Raw genomic sequence first — 17,319 nt, 5'->3', positions numbered from 1 at the left:
CTGACCTTTCAGTCTGTACAAGGATATTTACTTATGGCAACAAAATTTCTGAAATCATTCAGCATCGCAACTGGTATTTCGACAACTTTGCTTATTGCAAGTTTCTCTAGCCATGCACTTGCCATGAGCCCATTTCAGGCAAATTATCAGTTTACCTATAATAATAAAGGCATGGGTTCAGCAACACGCGCACTTAGTCAACAAGGAAATAACTGGACTTATCTATTCACTGCAAAAGCTGGTGGAATCGCTTCTGCAAGTGAAACAAGTAAATTTAGTTTTGCTAATGGCAAAATTGGTTCACAAAGCTTTAGCCGTACCAGTAAAATTTTAATTCATAACAACACTATGAATATTAATTTTAACCCTGGTAATAAGACAATTAGCACCAAGAAAGATGATAAAGCACGCTCATTTGCTTGGCAGCCAGGCGTACTTGACGAGCTAAATGCTGAATTACAAGTCCGTGAAGATTTAAAAAATGGTTCACTTAAATCTTCTTACCCTCTTGCAGATGCAAAAGAAGTTGAAAACCGCCGTTTTGTAAAACAAGGCAACGAAAAAGTTAAAACTTCTTATGGCACCTTTGACACTGTAAAAGTGGTCTTAGAGCACGGCAGACCAGATCGCAGTACGATTTTCTGGTTAGCACCTAAATTAGACTACTTACCAGTTAAGGTAAGCCATATTGATGGCAAAACATCTTATGGTTTGTTATTAACAAGTTATAGCGGTAAAACGAATTAAAGCTTGCATTTTTTCGGATGCTTTTTAAAATACGCATTTGCTTTAAAAGCATCCGTCTAGAGGATTCTCCCGTGCACGCACTAGAACAGAAAATCTTAACAGAAGGTATCGTTCTATCTGATCAAGTGTTGAAAGTCGACGCTTTCTTAAATCACCAAATTGACCCTGTCCTCATGCAGCAGATTGGTAAAGAATTTGCCGCTCGCTTCAAAGATGCAGGGATTACCAAGATTATTACCATTGAAGCTTCAGGTATTGCGCCAGCAATCATGGCAGGTTTAGAACTTGGTGTACCTGTGATTTTTGCTCGTAAATATCAATCGCTCACTTTAAAAGACGATTTATATCGCGCCAAAGTATTTAGTTTTACTAAACAAACTGAAAGTACCATTGCTATTTCAAACAAGCACATCAACTCAAGCGATAAAGCTTTGGTCATTGATGACTTTTTAGCAAATGGTCAAGCTGCACTTGGTTTGATTGACTTAATTCATCAAGCAAATGCAGAAGTTGTAGGTGTTGGTATTGTGATTGAAAAATCATTCCAACCTGGCCGTGATTTATTACTTGAAAAAGGTTACCGCGTTGAATCATTAGCACGAGTAAAATCACTTACTGATGGCACAGTAACTTTTGTTAAAGAATAAATTTGTTTTAATAAAAAAGAGCGGATTTCCGCTCTTTTTTATTACTATAAAAATTAAGAATGAAGTTTTTTTACGATTTCACCTAAACGCTTACCTTGCGCTTCACATAAAACCTTTTCATCTTGACTTAAACCTTGGTCATGACGTGGACCACTTACATGGCTAGCACCATAAGGCGTTCCGCCTGTTTTCGTGTTTGATAAGGCGGGAATAGAATTTGGTAAACCTAAAATCATCATGCCATGATGAAATAACGGCGGTAACATTGTTAATAAAGTACTTTCTTGCCCACCGTGCATTGAACCAGAAGAAGTAAAAACGCAAGCAGGTTTATTATGTAATGCACCATTGAGCCAGAGACTTGTCGTTTGGTCCCAGAAATATTTCATTTCACTCGCCATATTACCAAAGCGAGTTGGAGACCCTAGTGCCAAGCCAGCACAATTAGCTAAATCCTCTAAAGTACAATAAATATCGCCGTCTTCAGGAATGCTCGGTTCAGCCTCTGTTACAACTGTTGCAATATTAGGTACTGTTCTTATTTTTACAGCAACCCCAGCAGACTCAACACCATTTGCAATAAGATGCGCCATTTCTTTAGTAGAACCATATTTACTGTAATAAAGCACAAGAATGTAAGGTTGCATCGCTTTCATGAATTTTGTTAAAAAGAACACTATACGGTATTTTTTATTTTTTTGGCGAAGCCAATTCTATGAAATTTTAGAGGTGATTGATTTTTAAGGGCGGCAGTAACAAATATCGGTAAAAGCTTTTTACGATGTTTTGTTACGATGATACATACGGAACTTTCAGAATACTTTTTATTCTTTAGGTTAAAGTTTACCCATATCAACGATAGTGTTCTCAAACGAAGACACTGGTGAATATCAATCACCCACATCATGATTAAAAAAATCGGGATAGATGACGCATGTTAGAACGTTTTTTGAAGAGACTTCCTTTTTATAACAAGACCTGGTTTCAATTTATTTTATTCGTGATTAAGCGTTTTGAAGCTGATCGCTGCCGGGAGCAGGCTGGCGCACTTACTTATACAACTCTTTTTGCTGTTGTGCCGATGCTAACAGTATTTTTAGTTATTATTTCTTCAATTAAAGCGTTAGAACCTGCTAGACAACAGTTACAGCACTTAATCTATAGTAACTTTTTACCTAAAAGTACCATTGCATTTGATAAGGCACTCAATGCATTTACCGAAAAATCCAGTAATTTAACTGTAATTGGTGTGCTGTTCCTATTTGTCACGACAGTTTTAATGCTGACAACAATTGAAACTGCCTTCAATCGAATATGGAGAGTGAAAGAAACTCGTAGTGGCATTGTAGGTTTTATGCGCTACTGGACCATTATTTCGCTTGGCCCTATTATCTTAGGTAGTGCTTTCGTTATTTCATCAACCGTTGCATCAATGAACTTATTAAGTAATAACTTTACAGGTTATCAACTTGATGGCGCCTTTCTACTTTGGCTCATTTCTTTTGTTCTTACTGTTTTGGGATTCTTTATTTTATATTGGACCATTCCCAACCGCACGGTCCCGTTATTTTCAGCAGCAATTGCAGCATGTTTAAGTGCTGTATTATTTGAAATACTCAAAAACTTATTTGGCTTTTTAATGTCCAACTTCACCAGTTATGAAATCATATACGGTGCATTTGCGGCAGTACCTATTTTCCTACTATGGGTTTTCTTATCTTGGAATATTGTTTTGCTTGGGGTCGAGGTGAGTTTTGCCCTTACCGCTTTCCACTCAGGTAAAGAGCAAAAAAGACATCCAGTACTCATGCTACTCGATATTTTAGAACTGTTTTATAAAAAGCAGAAACTTGGTGAAAGTGTAAGTGATAAAGAAGCATTAGGTATTTTAGGCCGCGGTGAAGTTGGCCGTTGGCCCGCTTATGTCGTCTTACTTGAAGAGCAAAATTTAGTTAAACGCACAGACAAAGATGAATATGTTTTAGTTCGCAATTTATCTCAAGTCGACTTCTGGAGCTTCTTCACTGCATTGCCTTATCCACTTCCCCTACGTCTAGATGTACTCAATGTGCATGACGACGACGAATGGATGGAAAGAATTGGCCCTGCACTAGTTGAATCAAACGACTATTTAGCTGCAAAACTTTCTATTCCACTTTCAACGATTTTTGAAGAGAAATAATATACATGAACAACAGGGTTTAGCCTTTGTTTGGTTGGCCCTGTTTTAAGCTCATAATAATGATTCCCGATAAAACCAAAATACTTCCACTAACAAATTTAATTTCTAATTTTTCATCTAAGAACAACACACTAAAAAGCACACCAAATAATGGCGTCAGAAATGAAAATACGCCTAAACGTGAGGCTAAATAATTTCTTAATAGCCAAAACCATAGTAGTAAACTTGCAAAAGATACAATCAATGTTTGAAAGCTCAAACTTAAAAATGTCAATTTCGTAAGATGAATTGTGGTTTGATCTGTCGCAAAAGCGATTAAGATTAATAAAATAAAACAACCCGTGAGTTGATAAAACAAGGTTTGCGTTGCTGGGGCTTGAGCCAAAGAAGATAAACGAACAATAATAGTGCTTAATGCCCAAGCCATTCCCGCCATAAGTGCATATAAATCACCCAATAAAACTTGCACTAATGCTGCGCCATTTAGAGTTGTAGCTGTCGGATAAAATGTAATAATAATTCCCATAAAAGCCAAAGTAATGCCTGCCCACTGCGCTCGGTTCAAGCGCTCAGTAGGAAATTTCCAATGAAGTCCCAATGCGACAAAAATTGGAGCGGTATAGAGTAAAACTACAGTATGGGAGGTCGAAGTGAGTTTTAAGGCTTGAGTTACAAAATAGAACTCTAATGAAAAAAATAAAGCAACAAGCGCACCGGCTTTACATTGTTGATAAGAAAACAGATGGATAGAACTATCACGCCACAATAAAGGCAATACTAAAAGTGCAGATAATCCAGAACGTAAAGCAATTTGCATAATCGGCGTAATATCTGTAGCCGCTATTTTTAGAACCACTTGTTGAAGTCCTAAAATCATACATAAAAGCACCATTAAAGCCGAAGCTCTGGTATCCAGATTTTTGCGCTCGTCCATTTAATACCTTTATTTATAGCGAAAAATCAGACTATAGAACTGTCGTATTTGCATGATATAGTGAAAAACAGACAAGCTATTTGCATTTTCAGGCAATTTTCATAGATGAAAAAATCAGCTCAACGTGTGCAAGATTTTCTAGAAATTCCCGCTCATAACTCAATTCCTGATTTACTCTGGTTTCGTGTGCGAAATGCGCCAGCAGAAACGGTTTATCCTCAACATGCACATGCATGGGGTGAATTTATTTATGCTTTTAGTGGTGTACTTGAAGTTAATATTGATCAAATCAACTATTTAACACCGCCACCATATGGGATTTGGCTACCACCTTATACCAAACATAGCGGAATTAATCGCAATGAGGTGACCCATGCAACCTTATATATTCATGAAAGTCTGTGCCAAAAGTTACCGCAGAAAGCAGGAATATTATTAACTTCACCGCTTGTACCTGCGTTGTTAGACCACTTAAGGCAATATCATCAGGATGAAACTCAAGTTGAATATTTACGTCTACTTCAGGTTCTCTTAGATCAACTCATAGAAGCTGAATTGGTCGGTAGTTATTTACCAACAACACATCATCCAGCCTTAGCAAAAGTTTTAAATGATTTATACCATAACCCTTCCGATAACAGTACTTTGCAAGAACTCGCTGAACGGATAAATATGACTGAAAGGACTTTGGCTCGTTACAGTCAAAAAGAGTTAGGCATGTCTTTACATGAATGGAGACAAAGATTAAAAGTTATGAAAGCGATGACTATGCTCAATCAAGGGAAAACAATTGAAAGCATCGCTTTTGATTTAGGTTATGCCAGTGCATCAGCATTTATTTATATGTTTAAACGCTGGATGGGATTTACCCCAGACCAGTTCCGAAAGCTCTACCAATAACTTAATGTCGAGTGCAATAAAAAACCCTATTATCAGTTCAATAATAGGGTTCAAAACTTAATGTCCTAAATCAAATTATGCTTTAACAAAAGTTTCCCAAACAAAATCTTGAGTAGCACCTTTCAAAGTCATTTTTAACTGATCGCCAGCATTCAATGGCCCTACACCTGCTGGCGTACCTGTCATAATGACGTCGCCCGGTTCAAGTGAAAACACCTGATTTATATCAACCAATAAGTAAGCAATGTTAAACATAAGCAAGGCTGTATTACCATCTTGACGTAATTCATCATTTATATGGAAAGTAAACTTAGTCTCTTCCCAATTGGTAATTTCACTCACATCGACCCAATCCGCAAGTACACACGAACCATCAAATGCTTTTGCTCTTTCCCAAGGCTGGCCTTTATCCTTCAATTCATTTTGCATATCACGCAAAGTTAAATCTAACCCTAAAGTTACCGCGCCAATAGCTTGCAATACTTTTTGCGGATCAGTTTCGCCTTTTAGTGGCTTATCAATACGTAAAACAAATTCGCATTCGAAATGGCAACTACCCCAAGATGGATTCCACGAAATACCTTCATCTAAACCAATCAAACTACTTGGCGGTTTGATAAACAATACTGGTCGTCCCGGCATTGCATTGTTCAGCTCTTTTACATGATCGGCATAACTTCTGCCCACGCAAACGATTTTTGAAGGACGTGTATTCATGAGGCTTCCTTTATATTGTTGCGGCTAATAATTCCAATAACTTATTTCTTAAATGTATTTTCAAATACGGTTTGATCTGAAGCTTGAGCAAAAGCACGTTTAGGTACAATAATGACCGTCTTATTTTTTAGCTCAAGCATATAAGTCAATTTACCTATGGCAAAAGTTTGTACGTCACCATACTGTACAACTTGTTTACGACCCGCAGCATAAAGTTCAAAATAATCCTGATATAAATCGATTCCCTGCTCACTCTTACCAAATTGATAACGTACAAACTGACGTTTAAACATCATTGGTAAAAGCCAATAGCGCATTAAACCTTGCATAATTAGGAAAAAAACACCTAAAGCAACATAGTAACGACCAACACCTGAGAAACCTAAATAAAGCCCCCAAATAATGATTGCAACACTAATAACAGGGGTTAAAAAACGGCTGAATTGCTTCTTTCCGAACGTCACCAAGCCAAACCCGTCTTGAGACTCTTCTAAATTTAAATAATAACGTAAAGATAAAGCGCTTTTTTGCTCGGTCATCACAATGTGTCAATATTGAATAAATCGAAACTATTAGAGCATATTCATCTACGCTTTAAAATGAATCAAAAGTGATTTTTTATTTTTGCTCAACTTATAAGACTTTCAGTTGTGCAAGCGGCTTACTCGTTTCATATATAGAACATAGATTCATATTTATAAGGCTTATTTCATATTCTTAAATTTATAGAATGCTTCTATTGTCTCTTTTAGTGGAATTCGTCATGTCTTTCTTTGCAAAACTATTTGGCTTAAATCAAAAATCGGCAACTCAAGAAGATGTGGCTGTTAAAGCCACTCAAGAACTAGAGCCTTCACATCCAGTTTCTTTCTTAGAACTCATTAAGAACCGCCGCTCTATTTATGCAATTGGAAATAACTTAAGCCAAACCAACGACGAAATTGAAAAATTAATTCAAGAAGCAATCAGACATAGTCCTTCTGCATTTAACTCTCAATCATCTCGCGCTGTTATTTTATTTGGGCAATCACATCAAAAATTCTGGGATACTGTTCTAGAAGTTTTAAAAAGTATTATCCCAGCTGAAGCTGTATCTGGAACAGAACAAAAAATTCAAAGTTTTGCCGCTGGTGCAGGCACAGTTTTGTTTTATGAAGATCAGAACGTGGTTAAAGGCTTACAAGAACAGTTTGAAGCTTATGCTGATAATTTTCCAATCTGGTCTGAGCACTCAACAGCAATCGCTCAATTTGCAGTTTGGAACGTATTAGCTGAACAAGGTGTTGGTGCTTCATTGCAACACTACAACCCAATTATTGATGAGAAAATTAATACTGCTTTCAATATCCCAGCTGAATGGAAACTAAGAGCTCAGTTAGTTTTTGGTTCTATTGAAGGTAACGCGGGTGAAAAAGCCTTTATTGATGATTCAAGCCGCTTTAAAACATTTGGCTAATCAATATTTTGTACTATCGTTTAGAGCTGGTTGCCATGAGCACCAGCTTTTTTAATAAAACTATAAAAAATAGGCACAAAAAAACTGCTATAAATAGCGGTTAATTCTTCAAGTGGTGCGCTCAGAGAGATTCGAACTCCCGACCCCTTAGTTCGTAGCCAAGTGCTCTATCCAGCTGAGCTATGAGCGCGTACTTGATGGAGGGCATTATACGCAGTTTTTCTATTTTAGAAAGACATTTTTCATCTTTTTGTCATCGAACGTCTAGTTCTTAGCCATAAGAAAATACAAAGGTATGATCTCGCTCAGGAATGTAGTCTGCTTAGCTATGAAATCGGTTTGAAATATTTTTTTTCAATTAAAGTTCTTTACGGCTACACCCCAATTTGGGCATTTTGGCCAAATGCATAAAAATAAAAGTATAGTTTTTTAGTCAAGATTATATAAATAAAATATTTCTATCTGCCCATAAATATTTTTATTAGCGAGTTTATTTAGCTTTAATATTTATAAAAAATAATCAAAAAAAGAGGAAAAAATACATTGATCTTTAAACCATATATTATAAAAAAAATTATTATTTTTATGTCTAAATCAAAGTGAATATCTAATTGTCAAAACATTATAAGTATCAAATTATTTGAGTAGAAATATGCATTGACACTTTTTGAGATGTACCCAATACTAATTTTTAATTATTGAGAAGCATATCTCAATAATTGCCTAACGTAATAAATAAATACTTACTTAAAAATACATAAATATACAGGAAATAGACCATTATGTTCTTATTAAAAAATCTAGTAACTTCGATATCAAAAGTTACCCAAGACTTGGGTAATATTATATCGGCAACCCCAATTGTAAATACAGGTTCCTCTGTTAACGTTAACGTTTCTGATATAAATATTGCTACAGGAAATGTTTCAACATCAGGCTTACTTTCTAATGTTGTTTCAACTGTAACCAATACCGTTTCTCACACAACAGGCTTAGTTTCTGGTGTAGTCGGTACCGTAACAGGTGCTGTTGGTGGTGTAACTGGTGGCGCTACTGGCGGCAATCCAGTTGGTGCAGTAACTGACATCCTTGGCGGTGTGACTGGCACTATCGGTGGCTTGACTGGTGGTTTAACTGGCGGCGTGACTGGTGGCAATCCAGTCGGTGCAGTAACTGACATCCTTGGCGGTGTAACTGGCACTATCGGCGGTCTGACTGGTGGTTTAACTGGCGGCAATCCAGTCGGTGTAGTAACTGACATCCTTGGCGGTGTGACTGGCACTATCGGCGGCCTGACTGGTGGTTTAACTGGCGGTGTCACTGGCGGCAATCCAGTCGGTGCACTAACTGATATCCTTGGCGGTGTGACTGGCACTATCGGTGGCCTGACTGGCGGTGTCACTGGTGGCAATCCAGTCGGTGCACTAACTGATATCCTTGGCGGTGTGACTGGCACTATCGGCGGCCTGATTGGTGGTGGCACATCTCCTATTTCCCCAGTAGTTGATGTGGTTCAAGGCGGCATTGATATTCTTCAAGGCGTTGAAAGCTTAAAAACTGGTATTATTAATACAGCAATTAATACTGTTGCTGACACTGTAGTTGGCGTACTCCCTCAAACGGAACATCCTGTTACCGATATTGCTCATCTTGGCACTCTAACTTTCGAAACCTCTCGCGATACAGTCAATGGCGCATTAGAAACAGTATCTAATTTAGTAGGTGGCAACATTCAAGGAGCTACTCAATCTGCAACAGGTATTCTTGGGACACTTGTTAATAACGGTTCAACTGCAACAGGCATTTTAACTGACATTCTTGGTGGTGTGACTGGCACTATCGGTGGTTTAACTGGCGGTGTTACTGGCGGCAACCCGCTTGGTACTGTTACTGACATTCTTGGCGGTGTGACTGGCGCTATCGGCGGCTTGACTGGTGGTGTTACTGGCGGCAATCCACTTGGTACTGTTACTGACATCCTTGGCGGTGTGACTGGTACTATCGGCGGCTTGACTGGTGGTGTTACTGGCGGCAACCCACTTGGTACTGTTACTGACATTCTTGGTGGTGTGACTGACATCCTTGGCGGTGTAACTGGCGGTATTATTGGTGGTGGTACATCTCCAATCTCTCCAGTAATTGATGTGGTCCAAAGTGGTATCGATGTTCTTCAGGGCGTGGAAACTTTAAAAACTGGTATTATTAATACAGCAATTAATACTGTTGCAGACACTGTAGTTGGTGTGCTTCCTCAAACGGAACACCCTGTTACCGATGTTGCTCATCTTGGCACTTTAACTTTTGAAACGTCTCACGATACAGTGAATGGTGCGCTTGAGGTTGTATCTGATTTAGTGGGCGGTAATATCCAAGGTGCAACTGATCATGCAACTGGTATTGTCAACACACTCATTACAAATGGTACAACTGCTACCGGTATTTTAACTGACATTCTTGGTGGTGCGACTGGCGCTATTGGTGGCGTAACTGGTGGTGTTGGTGGCGATAATCCACTCGGTGTAGTTACTGATCTTCTTGGTGGTTTAAGTGGTGGCAATCCACTTGGTACAGTTACCGATATCATTGGTGGCGTAACTGGCGGTACAGCTGGCAGCAATCCTATTGGCATCGTAACAGATATCGTGGGTAGCTTAACTGGTGGTGTAACTGGCACAGGTAGCTCAGATGTGATTTCTGGGCTATTAGGTGGATTAACAGGTAACTTAGGAGGAGTAACTTCTACAGTATCAAGCGTAACAAATACGGTTCATACTTTAGTTCCTCAATCATTACTTACTGATAATTTCTTAGATAGCTCTTCACACACTCTTTAATAAAATTAAATAAAGCCACTATTTATAGTGGCTTTATTTTTGTATATATTTTTAAAGATTAATTAATATTAATTCATTTCCTGCCATTTATAATATTTCTTATGCGCTAACCCTAACATCGGATAATCATTAGGAGTATCACCATAAGCATAAATAGTAGAATATTTGGTTAAATCATATTTATTTTTTATTCTATTTACTTTTTCTAAATAACCACAATCACCATTAATAAAATTACCAGTCAAGACACCATTATGTATCTCAAGTTGATTACAAATAACATCTAAGTTTAATGACTGACACCAACTTTCTAAATAAACCCCTAACGAAGCAGATACAACAACAACCTGATCCCCTTGCTGTTTATGCCAGAGAATACGTTCTAGTGCATTTTCACGAATACAGGTAGGAATTACTTTGTTAGCAAACTCTTGTCCTATATGTTTCAGAGAATCGGCATTATAGCCAACATATCCTACCTGACAGAGCTTGGTCCGTATAGTTCTATCCGTTACCCAGCCAAACTTATAGCCCGCAATATAAGGTGCAAGTCGAATACCACCAAGTATTTGAGTTTTCCTGCTCAAAGAAAATTTAAGGAACAAACTAAAAGTATCGTTAAGGGTTATCGTGCCGTCAAAATCAAATAAAGCCAGATTCATTTATGATTATCTCTAATATAATTAAAAAGTTATAAATTTAAATTTTTAAAAATTACTAAATAGCAGACACAAAAAAACCGCTATAAAAGCGGTTAATTCTTCAAGTTGGTGCGCTCAGAGAGATTCGAACTCCCGACCCCTTAGTTCGTAGCCAAGTGCTCTATCCAGCTGAGCTATGAGCGCGTAACTTGTGTGCCTTTCAGCGATTCGTTCTATTTTACTTGGTGCGCTCAGAGAGATTCGAACTCCCGACCCCTTAGTTCGTAGCCAAGTGCTCTATCCAGCTGAGCTATGAGCGCATTAAGTAAATGGCGGTGAGAGAGGGATTCGAACCCTCGATACCAGTAATAGGTATGCTTCCTTAGCAGGGAAGTGATTTCAGCCACTCATCCACCTCACCGGAACGAGCCGCCATAATACAAACTAAAACCCTATTGTTCAAGTCATCATAGTGAAATTTTCTTGTTTTTTAGTTCAATGAATTATTTTTTAAGCAATTTCCTTATTATTTTCATCTTTTTCGATCAAACGCTTGTTAAGATAGATATTATTTCTTCATTAAAATACAGTAGTGCATACACATTATTGCAAACCTAAACGTGCAGTTCGGGTCTGCATGACTTATGCTAAACTTATCTGCCAAGCGTGAAACCAAAAGACATGACAAAAAACTGGGCTGACCCCGAAGCGAAAGCTGAAGCTGAACGTTATGACAATCCGATTCCAAGCCGTACTCTTATTTTAGATACATTGGAGCAATTGCAGACACCACAATCCCATGCAGAACTTGTTGACCATTTTCATATTCAAGACCAGAAAAGTATCGAAGCTCTTAGTCATCGCTTAAGTGCAATGGTTCGTGATGGTCAAATCATGAAAGACGGGTTTAAGTTTCAGTTGGTGGCAGACCAACCCACTTATGAAGCGACTGTCTATATTAATAGTAAAGGTTTAGGTACAGCTCATATTGACGGGCAAAATGACCTTTTACTTCCTGAACGTGAATTACGCTTAGTCTTTAATGGTGATCGGGTTCGAGTTCGACAGACATCAGTAGATCGTAAAGGTAAACCGTGGGGTTTCATTACCGAGGTTCTACAGCACCGTGTAAAACAGTTAATTGGTAAATTGTCTATACACGACGGTGAATACTTTATTCAACCTAATAATCCAAATCAGCACCAACCGATTCCATTAGAAAAAGAATTAGTTGCACATGCCAACGCAAATGTTGGCGACATGCTTCGTATTGCTCTAGATACCTACCCAACCCGTGAAGAGTTTGCAACAGCACATATTATTCAATCTATGGCAGATAAAGCGGATACCGAAATTATTATCCCGCAGACCATTCTTGAGTTTGGCTTACCTTACGAATTTCCAGATGAAGTTATAAAAGAAGCTGAAAGTTTTAAAGAACCTTCTGCACAAGACCGCGAAGGTCGAGTTGATTTAAGAGATTTAGCACTCGTCACAATCGATGGTGAAGACGCACGAGATTTCGATGACGCCGTGTATGCAGAAAAACGTCCAGGTGGGGGTTATCGCGTTGTAGTTGCAATTGCTGATGTGAGTCATTATGTACGCTTAGATTCAGCGCTTAATGAAGAAGCGGAAGAACGTGGTACTTCGGTTTACTTCCCTCATTTTGTATTACCAATGCTACCAGAAGCATTATCAAACGGATTATGTTCACTTAACCCGCATGTAGATCGCTTATGTATGGTTTGTGACCTGAAACTCTCCCGTACTGGTCGTGTAACGGGTTATGAGTTTTATCCATCGGTCATGCATTCAAAAGCACGTTTGACCTACACGCAGGTAGCGCAATATTTTGACGGTGCAACTGACGCAATTCCGAAAGATCGTGATATTCACAAATCGCTCAATACGCTTTTCCAGCTTTATCAGATTTTGAAAAATTTACGTGCTGATCGTCATGCAATGGAATTTGAAACCATTGAAACGTATATGACTTTTGATGAGCTAGGTGGAATTAAAGAAATTTTGCCTCGCACACGTAATGAAGCACACAAACTTATTGAAGAATGCATGTTGCTTGCTAACGTGGCTGCGGCTGAATATGCATTAGAACATGATGTTCCAATGTTATATCGCGTACACGAAGCGCCTGAGTTCTCACGTATTCAGAAAGTAAAAGACTTTGTAAAACTTCTTGGTTTACCGTTCCCTGACCAACCAACTCAAGCAGATTATCAAAAAGTTATTGAGGCAACTAAAGACCGTATTGATGCACCAAGCATTCATGCAGTGTTATTACGCTCAATGATGCAAGCTTACTATGGCGCAAAAAATGCAGGTCACTATGGTTTAGCTTATGAAGCTTATACGCATTTCACCTCCCCAATTCGTCGCTATCCAGACTTATTATTACATCGCGCAATTAAAGCTCATTTAAAACAAAAGCCGTCCCCACTCTCGGGTGCAGCTTTAGATGATGCTGGTGAACATTTCTCTCAAACCGAACGCCGTGCAGATGAAGCATCTCGCAGCGTAACGACTTGGTTGAAGTGCCACTATATGCAACAGCACTTAGGTGATGAATTCATTGGTATAGTAAGTGCTGTCACTGAATTTGGCCTATTTATTACCCTTAAAGACTTATATGTCGATGGCATGATTCATATTAGCCAGCTTGGCGATGACTTCTTTATTTATGATCAAGCGAGTCAAAACCTTATTGGACAAAATCGCGGTCAGGTCTTTGGTTTAGGTGATGAAGTTAAGATTCAGGTTGCTGGTGTAAATCTAGAAGAACGTAAGATCGATTTTCAACTTATTCAGCAAGTCACCCATGCTGGACGAGTAGTTCGCAGTCGTGCCCCACGTACAACCAGAATATCAACCCAAGCAACTGAAGAGGTTTTTGGTAAACCACCTACCACTTCAAATGATGGTGAAAAACCTGTCCGTAAAAAGAAGGAAAAAGGTAAACCAAGTTCATATACTAAAAAGTCTGGTAAAAAAACCACTACGAAATCAGAGGCCAAGCCAGAAAAAGTAAAGAAAAAAGCGAAACCAAAAAAGAAAAAGTCGAATGCCAAGTCTAAGGCTGACTAATTCATAGATGTTTCTATTCTTTGTTATTAAGCTCCCAAACATGGGGGCTTAATATTTTTAGAACGTTTATTTTCAATTTAAGCTTGATTTCCTGCCTAACAATACCTACATCTAATACTATGTTTAAAAAATAATGTGGCTATTAGCAATGACTTTACAGCAAGCGACTCTACCTACTCCCCGCTTTGACCAAATTACATTAGATAATTTAAAAAAAGATATTCAACAAGCAATTCAAGCAGGACAAGAGTTCTTAAACACCCTTACAGCTGTACCTTCTGACACAGACCAGCAACTTGCTGTACTTGAACAAATTGATACCCTTGAAAATAACCTTAGTGAATCATGGGGAGTGTTGTCACATTTAAATGCAGTGATGAGTAATGCTGAAACCAGAGAAGTCTATCAGTCGCTCTTACCCGCTTTAAGTGAATATTACACTCAACTAGGTCAGCATACGACGCTATATCAGACTTACCAACATATTCATGATGGTCAGAGCTATACAACACTTAGCGCCGCGCAACAAAGTGCCATCCGCCTCGCATTACGTGATTTCAAGCTTTCTGGCGTTGCTCTAGAAGGTGAAAAGAAAAAACGCTATGCAGAAATTTCTGCACGTCTTTCGCAGCTTTCTTCTGATTTCTCGAACCATGTACTTGATGCTACACAAGCCTACTTTAAACCACTTACAGAAGATCAGTTAAAAGGTCTTCCAGAAAGTAATATTGAATTATTAAAGCAGTACGGCAAACAGCGCGAGCTTGACCAAGCAGTAGCGACTTTAGATTTTCCAGCTTATTTTGCGGTCATGACCTATGCAGATGATCGCGCATTACGCGAAGAACTATATAAAGCTTATGTCACTCGTGCATCAGATCAGTCTGAACAAACTGAATTTGATAACAGCAAAATTATGGAAGAAATCTTGAGCCTCCGCCAAGAAATGGCAAAACTACTTGGTTTCAATAACTACGCTGAATATTCTCTTGCTAGCAAAATGGCTCCTGATGTCAAAACAGTTCACGACTTTTTAGCTGACTTAGCTGAGCATGCCCGTACACCTGCTCTTCAAGAAGTTGCTGAGCTACAAGCAATTGCCAAACAAGATGGAATTGACGTGCTCAAACCTTGGGATACGACCTACTATTCTGAAAAACTCAAACAGCAACAGTTCAATTTGTCTCAAGAAGCATTAAAGCCTTACTTCCCTGCCCCGAAAGTCATTCAGGGTTTATTCCAGATTGTACAGCGCTTATACGGCATTAATATCGTTGAACGTGAAGCTCCTGTTTGGCATCCAGATGCACGTTATTTTGAGTTAGAAGACCAAGGTCAAGTAGTAGGTGGGTTCTTCTTTGATTTATATGCGCGCACTGGTAAACGCGGCGGCGCATGGATGAGTGGCTTCCGCTCACGTATGCAAACTGTTCATGGTTTACAAAAACCAATTTGCTATATGGTGTGTAACTTCACTCCACCTGTGGGTAATCAGCCAGCTTTACTGACTCATGATGAAGTTATTACCTTGTTCCACGAGTTTGGACATGGCTTACACCATATGTTAACTGAAGTAGATAATATCTCGGTTGCAGGTACTCACGGCGTCGCTTGGGATGCAGTCGAGTTACCAAGTCAGTTTATGGAATTCTGGTCATGGGATAAAGAAAGTCTTGATGTTTTAAGTGAGCACATTGAGAGCAAACAGACCTTACCTCAAGAATTACTTGATGCTTTATTAAATGCACGTTTCTTCCAATCTGGTATGCAAACTTTACGTCAACTTGAATTTGCACTATTTGACTTAACTATTCACACCAAGACTCCTGCGTTGAATAGCGAGCAAATCCAAGAGACATTAAATGACATACGCCAACAATATGCAGTAGTACCAACTGTCGACTACAACCGTTTCCAACATAGCTTTAGCCATATTTTTGCAGGCGGCTATGCGGCGGGTTACTACTCTTACAAGTGGGCAGAAGTTTTAGCAAGTGATGCTTTTGACCGCTTTGAACATGAAGGTATTTTCAACACTCAAACAGGTAAAGAATTCCGTCAAGCAATTTTAGCTGTAGGTGGGAAAGATACTGCTCTTGAAGCATTTGTCAATTTCCGTGGTCGTGAACCAAAAATTGATGCATTGTTACGTCATCAAGGTTGGACGAACGACAACAAAACCGCTTAAACTATGGGCCTAAATTGATCGTGTGGTTAGGGTGATAAAGATGAAAAAACGTTTCATTGCTGGGGCTAAATGTCCAAAATGTGAAGCCATAGATCGGATTGTCATGCTAACCACCGCTGAAGACGAATGGATTGAATGTATTGAATGCGGTTATAGCGAAAATCGTCCGACTCATGTTGATGAACCGGAAACACCAGCTATACCTGATGAAGTTGGAGTAATACAGTTCAAGCCTCGTCGTTCTGACTAAAGGTCTTAGAGATGCCACTACAAAGAAAACAAAACTCAAAACTCTTGTGGATTTTAATTGGGGGCTTAAGCATTCTGGCAGTGCTTTTTTTCGCAGCACAATGGTTTTTTAAAAAAACTGAATCGCCAGCACCGATAGTCGATCTTCATCCTGTATCGACACCTGCTCCTGAAAAACCTACAGCACCTGCAAGTTCCGTACCTGTAGCTCAACCGCAAACTGCTAGTTCTCAGCAGCTTGTGAATGAAGATGTACTCAAACAACCTGTTCCAGATCAAGAATCTTTAGCAAAAGAAGAAGTTTCTAAGCTCAATGATATCAACCATCAATTACAAGATCAGGAAGCGACTTTAAAAGCTCAACATGCTGATGCCGATCAACTTATTAAGCTAAAAGAAGAGCAAGTAAAACTGCTCGAAGCTCAGGTTAAACAACAATAGCTTTTGCCTAAATCTAAAGATAACGTAAAAAAGCTAGTTCACCTTGAACTAGCTTTTTTACTAATTAGAAACTGGCTTATTTAAAAACTCACCATAAAAAAAACACCCCCTTAGAGAGTGTTTTTAGTAGGTTTATACATTTAAAACTATTTGTACTGATCCTAGCCAAAATAATGGACAGTACTTCCCTCTAAAGATAACGTAACGTTAACTTTGGAGATCCAAGAAATGGCCAAACGTTTTAGTGCTGAATTTAAACAGCAAGCAATTGATTATGCACT

Annotated in this window: 15 protein-coding genes and 4 tRNA genes; 10 read left to right on the top strand and 9 right to left on the bottom strand. The window is 38.7% G+C overall.

Features of this window, described 5'->3' with window-relative positions:
• Positions 1-33: 33 nt before the first annotated feature.
• Together MSG95_RS17305 and MSG95_RS17300 are read left to right on the top strand one after the other, a co-directional pair.
• Positions 34-747, top strand: a complete 714-nt coding sequence (locus MSG95_RS17305) for a DUF3108 domain-containing protein (RefSeq protein ID WP_077163571.1) — start codon at positions 34-36, stop codon at positions 745-747.
• A gap of 71 nt (positions 748-818) precedes the next feature.
• Positions 819-1,394 (top strand): xanthine phosphoribosyltransferase, encoded by a 576-nt coding sequence (locus MSG95_RS17300; protein ID WP_002050789.1) that lies wholly within the window; start codon positions 819-821, stop codon positions 1,392-1,394.
• A gap of 53 nt (positions 1,395-1,447) precedes the next feature.
• Here MSG95_RS17300 and wrbA read toward each other — a convergent pair whose 3' ends face one another.
• On the bottom strand, positions 1,448-2,041 hold the full coding sequence (wrbA, locus tag MSG95_RS17295) for an NAD(P)H:quinone oxidoreductase (protein WP_191017655.1): 594 nt from the start codon (positions 2,039-2,041) through the stop codon (positions 1,448-1,450).
• A 287-nt stretch (positions 2,042-2,328) separates the two neighbouring features.
• Between wrbA and MSG95_RS17290 the strand changes: the two genes are divergently transcribed.
• Entirely contained in the window at positions 2,329-3,576 is a 1,248-nt protein-coding gene (locus MSG95_RS17290; protein WP_004705421.1) for a YihY family inner membrane protein, read from the top strand.
• 19 nt (positions 3,577-3,595) lie between these two features.
• Here the strand turns inward: MSG95_RS17290 and MSG95_RS17285 are convergent, their stop codons facing one another.
• Complete coding sequence (locus MSG95_RS17285; protein ID WP_077165185.1) at positions 3,596-4,510, bottom strand: DMT family transporter; 915 nt, start codon at positions 4,508-4,510, stop codon at positions 3,596-3,598.
• Positions 4,511-4,615: 105 nt separating this feature from the next.
• Between MSG95_RS17285 and MSG95_RS17280 the strand changes: the two genes are divergently transcribed.
• Positions 4,616-5,410 (top strand): AraC family transcriptional regulator, encoded by a 795-nt coding sequence (locus tag MSG95_RS17280; RefSeq protein WP_151819368.1) that lies wholly within the window; start codon positions 4,616-4,618, stop codon positions 5,408-5,410.
• 75 nt (positions 5,411-5,485) lie between these two features.
• Here the strand turns inward: MSG95_RS17280 and MSG95_RS17275 are convergent, their stop codons facing one another.
• Positions 5,486-6,127, bottom strand: a complete 642-nt coding sequence (locus tag MSG95_RS17275) for a fumarylacetoacetate hydrolase family protein (RefSeq protein ID WP_019456549.1) — start codon at positions 6,125-6,127, stop codon at positions 5,486-5,488.
• 41 nt (positions 6,128-6,168) lie between these two features.
• Complete coding sequence (locus MSG95_RS17270; RefSeq protein WP_004705413.1) at positions 6,169-6,666, bottom strand: YcxB family protein; 498 nt, start codon at positions 6,664-6,666, stop codon at positions 6,169-6,171.
• A 224-nt stretch (positions 6,667-6,890) separates the two neighbouring features.
• On the opposite strand from MSG95_RS17270, the gene MSG95_RS17265 reads away from it, so the two are divergent.
• A complete protein-coding gene (locus MSG95_RS17265) occupies positions 6,891-7,583 on the top strand; it encodes a nitroreductase family protein (RefSeq protein ID WP_151819367.1) in 693 nt (230 codons plus the stop codon).
• Positions 7,584-7,696: 113 nt separating this feature from the next.
• On the opposite strand, the gene MSG95_RS17260 is transcribed toward MSG95_RS17265, so the two are convergent.
• Positions 7,697-7,773: transfer RNA gene (locus tag MSG95_RS17260), tRNA-Arg, on the bottom strand.
• Between the two features lie 592 nt (positions 7,774-8,365).
• On the opposite strand from MSG95_RS17260, the gene MSG95_RS17255 reads away from it, so the two are divergent.
• The gene (locus tag MSG95_RS17255; protein WP_324645148.1) at positions 8,366-10,417 is read left to right on the top strand and encodes a hypothetical protein; all 2,052 of its coding nucleotides are present in this window, start codon (positions 8,366-8,368) and stop codon (positions 10,415-10,417) included.
• Between the two features lie 68 nt (positions 10,418-10,485).
• Here MSG95_RS17255 and MSG95_RS17250 read toward each other — a convergent pair whose 3' ends face one another.
• The 4 genes from MSG95_RS17250 to MSG95_RS17235 form a co-directional block, all read right to left on the bottom strand.
• Positions 10,486-11,079, bottom strand: coding sequence for an HAD-IB family hydrolase (locus tag MSG95_RS17250; protein WP_077165182.1), 594 nt, complete (start codon positions 11,077-11,079; stop codon positions 10,486-10,488).
• A gap of 106 nt (positions 11,080-11,185) precedes the next feature.
• A tRNA-Arg gene (locus MSG95_RS17245) sits at positions 11,186-11,262 on the bottom strand.
• 39 nt (positions 11,263-11,301) lie between these two features.
• Positions 11,302-11,378: transfer RNA gene (locus MSG95_RS17240), tRNA-Arg, on the bottom strand.
• Between the two features lie 10 nt (positions 11,379-11,388).
• Positions 11,389-11,479 (bottom strand) — tRNA-Ser (locus MSG95_RS17235).
• A 260-nt stretch (positions 11,480-11,739) separates the two neighbouring features.
• On the opposite strand from MSG95_RS17235, the gene rnr reads away from it, so the two are divergent.
• From rnr to MSG95_RS17215, 4 genes are all read left to right on the top strand, one after another.
• Positions 11,740-14,160 (top strand): ribonuclease R, encoded by a 2,421-nt coding sequence (rnr, locus tag MSG95_RS17230; protein ID WP_213033550.1) that lies wholly within the window; start codon positions 11,740-11,742, stop codon positions 14,158-14,160.
• A 133-nt stretch (positions 14,161-14,293) separates the two neighbouring features.
• Positions 14,294-16,348, top strand: coding sequence for a M3 family metallopeptidase (locus MSG95_RS17225; RefSeq protein WP_077165180.1), 2,055 nt, complete (start codon positions 14,294-14,296; stop codon positions 16,346-16,348).
• Between the two features lie 40 nt (positions 16,349-16,388).
• A complete protein-coding gene (locus MSG95_RS17220) occupies positions 16,389-16,598 on the top strand; it encodes a YheV family putative zinc ribbon protein (RefSeq protein ID WP_002049754.1) in 210 nt (69 codons plus the stop codon).
• 11 nt (positions 16,599-16,609) lie between these two features.
• The gene (locus MSG95_RS17215) at positions 16,610-17,038 is read left to right on the top strand and encodes a hypothetical protein (RefSeq protein ID WP_077165179.1); all 429 of its coding nucleotides are present in this window, start codon (positions 16,610-16,612) and stop codon (positions 17,036-17,038) included.
• Positions 17,039-17,319: the final 281 nt, after the last annotated feature.

The sequence above is a fragment of the Acinetobacter sp. IK23 genome, from assembly GCF_035615275.1.
In the GTDB taxonomy this organism is placed as follows: Bacteria; Pseudomonadota; Gammaproteobacteria; order Pseudomonadales; family Moraxellaceae; genus Acinetobacter; species Acinetobacter seifertii.
This window is presented reverse-complemented; position numbering and strand designations above follow the sequence as displayed.

Bases quoted from the DNA above. Each gene is read 5' to 3' on its own strand.
- MSG95_RS17305 (WP_077163571.1), top strand. From the start codon at position 34: ATGGCAACAAAATTTCTGAAATCATTCAGCATCGCAACTGGTATTTCG.
- wrbA (WP_191017655.1), bottom strand. From the start codon at position 2,041: ATGCAACCTTACATTCTTGTGCTTTATTACAGTAAATATGGTTCTACT.
- MSG95_RS17290 (WP_004705421.1), top strand. From the start codon at position 2,329: ATGTTAGAACGTTTTTTGAAGAGACTTCCTTTTTATAACAAGACCTGG.
- MSG95_RS17285 (WP_077165185.1), bottom strand. From the start codon at position 4,510: ATGGACGAGCGCAAAAATCTGGATACCAGAGCTTCGGCTTTAATGGTG.
- MSG95_RS17280 (WP_151819368.1), top strand. From the start codon at position 4,616: ATGAAAAAATCAGCTCAACGTGTGCAAGATTTTCTAGAAATTCCCGCT.
- MSG95_RS17275 (WP_019456549.1), bottom strand. From the start codon at position 6,127: ATGAATACACGTCCTTCAAAAATCGTTTGCGTGGGCAGAAGTTATGCC.
- MSG95_RS17270 (WP_004705413.1), bottom strand. From the start codon at position 6,666: ATGACCGAGCAAAAAAGCGCTTTATCTTTACGTTATTATTTAAATTTA.
- MSG95_RS17265 (WP_151819367.1), top strand. From the start codon at position 6,891: ATGTCTTTCTTTGCAAAACTATTTGGCTTAAATCAAAAATCGGCAACT.
- MSG95_RS17255 (WP_324645148.1), top strand. From the start codon at position 8,366: ATGTTCTTATTAAAAAATCTAGTAACTTCGATATCAAAAGTTACCCAA.
- MSG95_RS17250 (WP_077165182.1), bottom strand. From the start codon at position 11,079: ATGAATCTGGCTTTATTTGATTTTGACGGCACGATAACCCTTAACGAT.
- rnr (WP_213033550.1), top strand. From the start codon at position 11,740: ATGACAAAAAACTGGGCTGACCCCGAAGCGAAAGCTGAAGCTGAACGT.
- MSG95_RS17225 (WP_077165180.1), top strand. From the start codon at position 14,294: ATGTGGCTATTAGCAATGACTTTACAGCAAGCGACTCTACCTACTCCC.
- MSG95_RS17220 (WP_002049754.1), top strand. From the start codon at position 16,389: ATGAAAAAACGTTTCATTGCTGGGGCTAAATGTCCAAAATGTGAAGCC.
- MSG95_RS17215 (WP_077165179.1), top strand. From the start codon at position 16,610: ATGCCACTACAAAGAAAACAAAACTCAAAACTCTTGTGGATTTTAATT.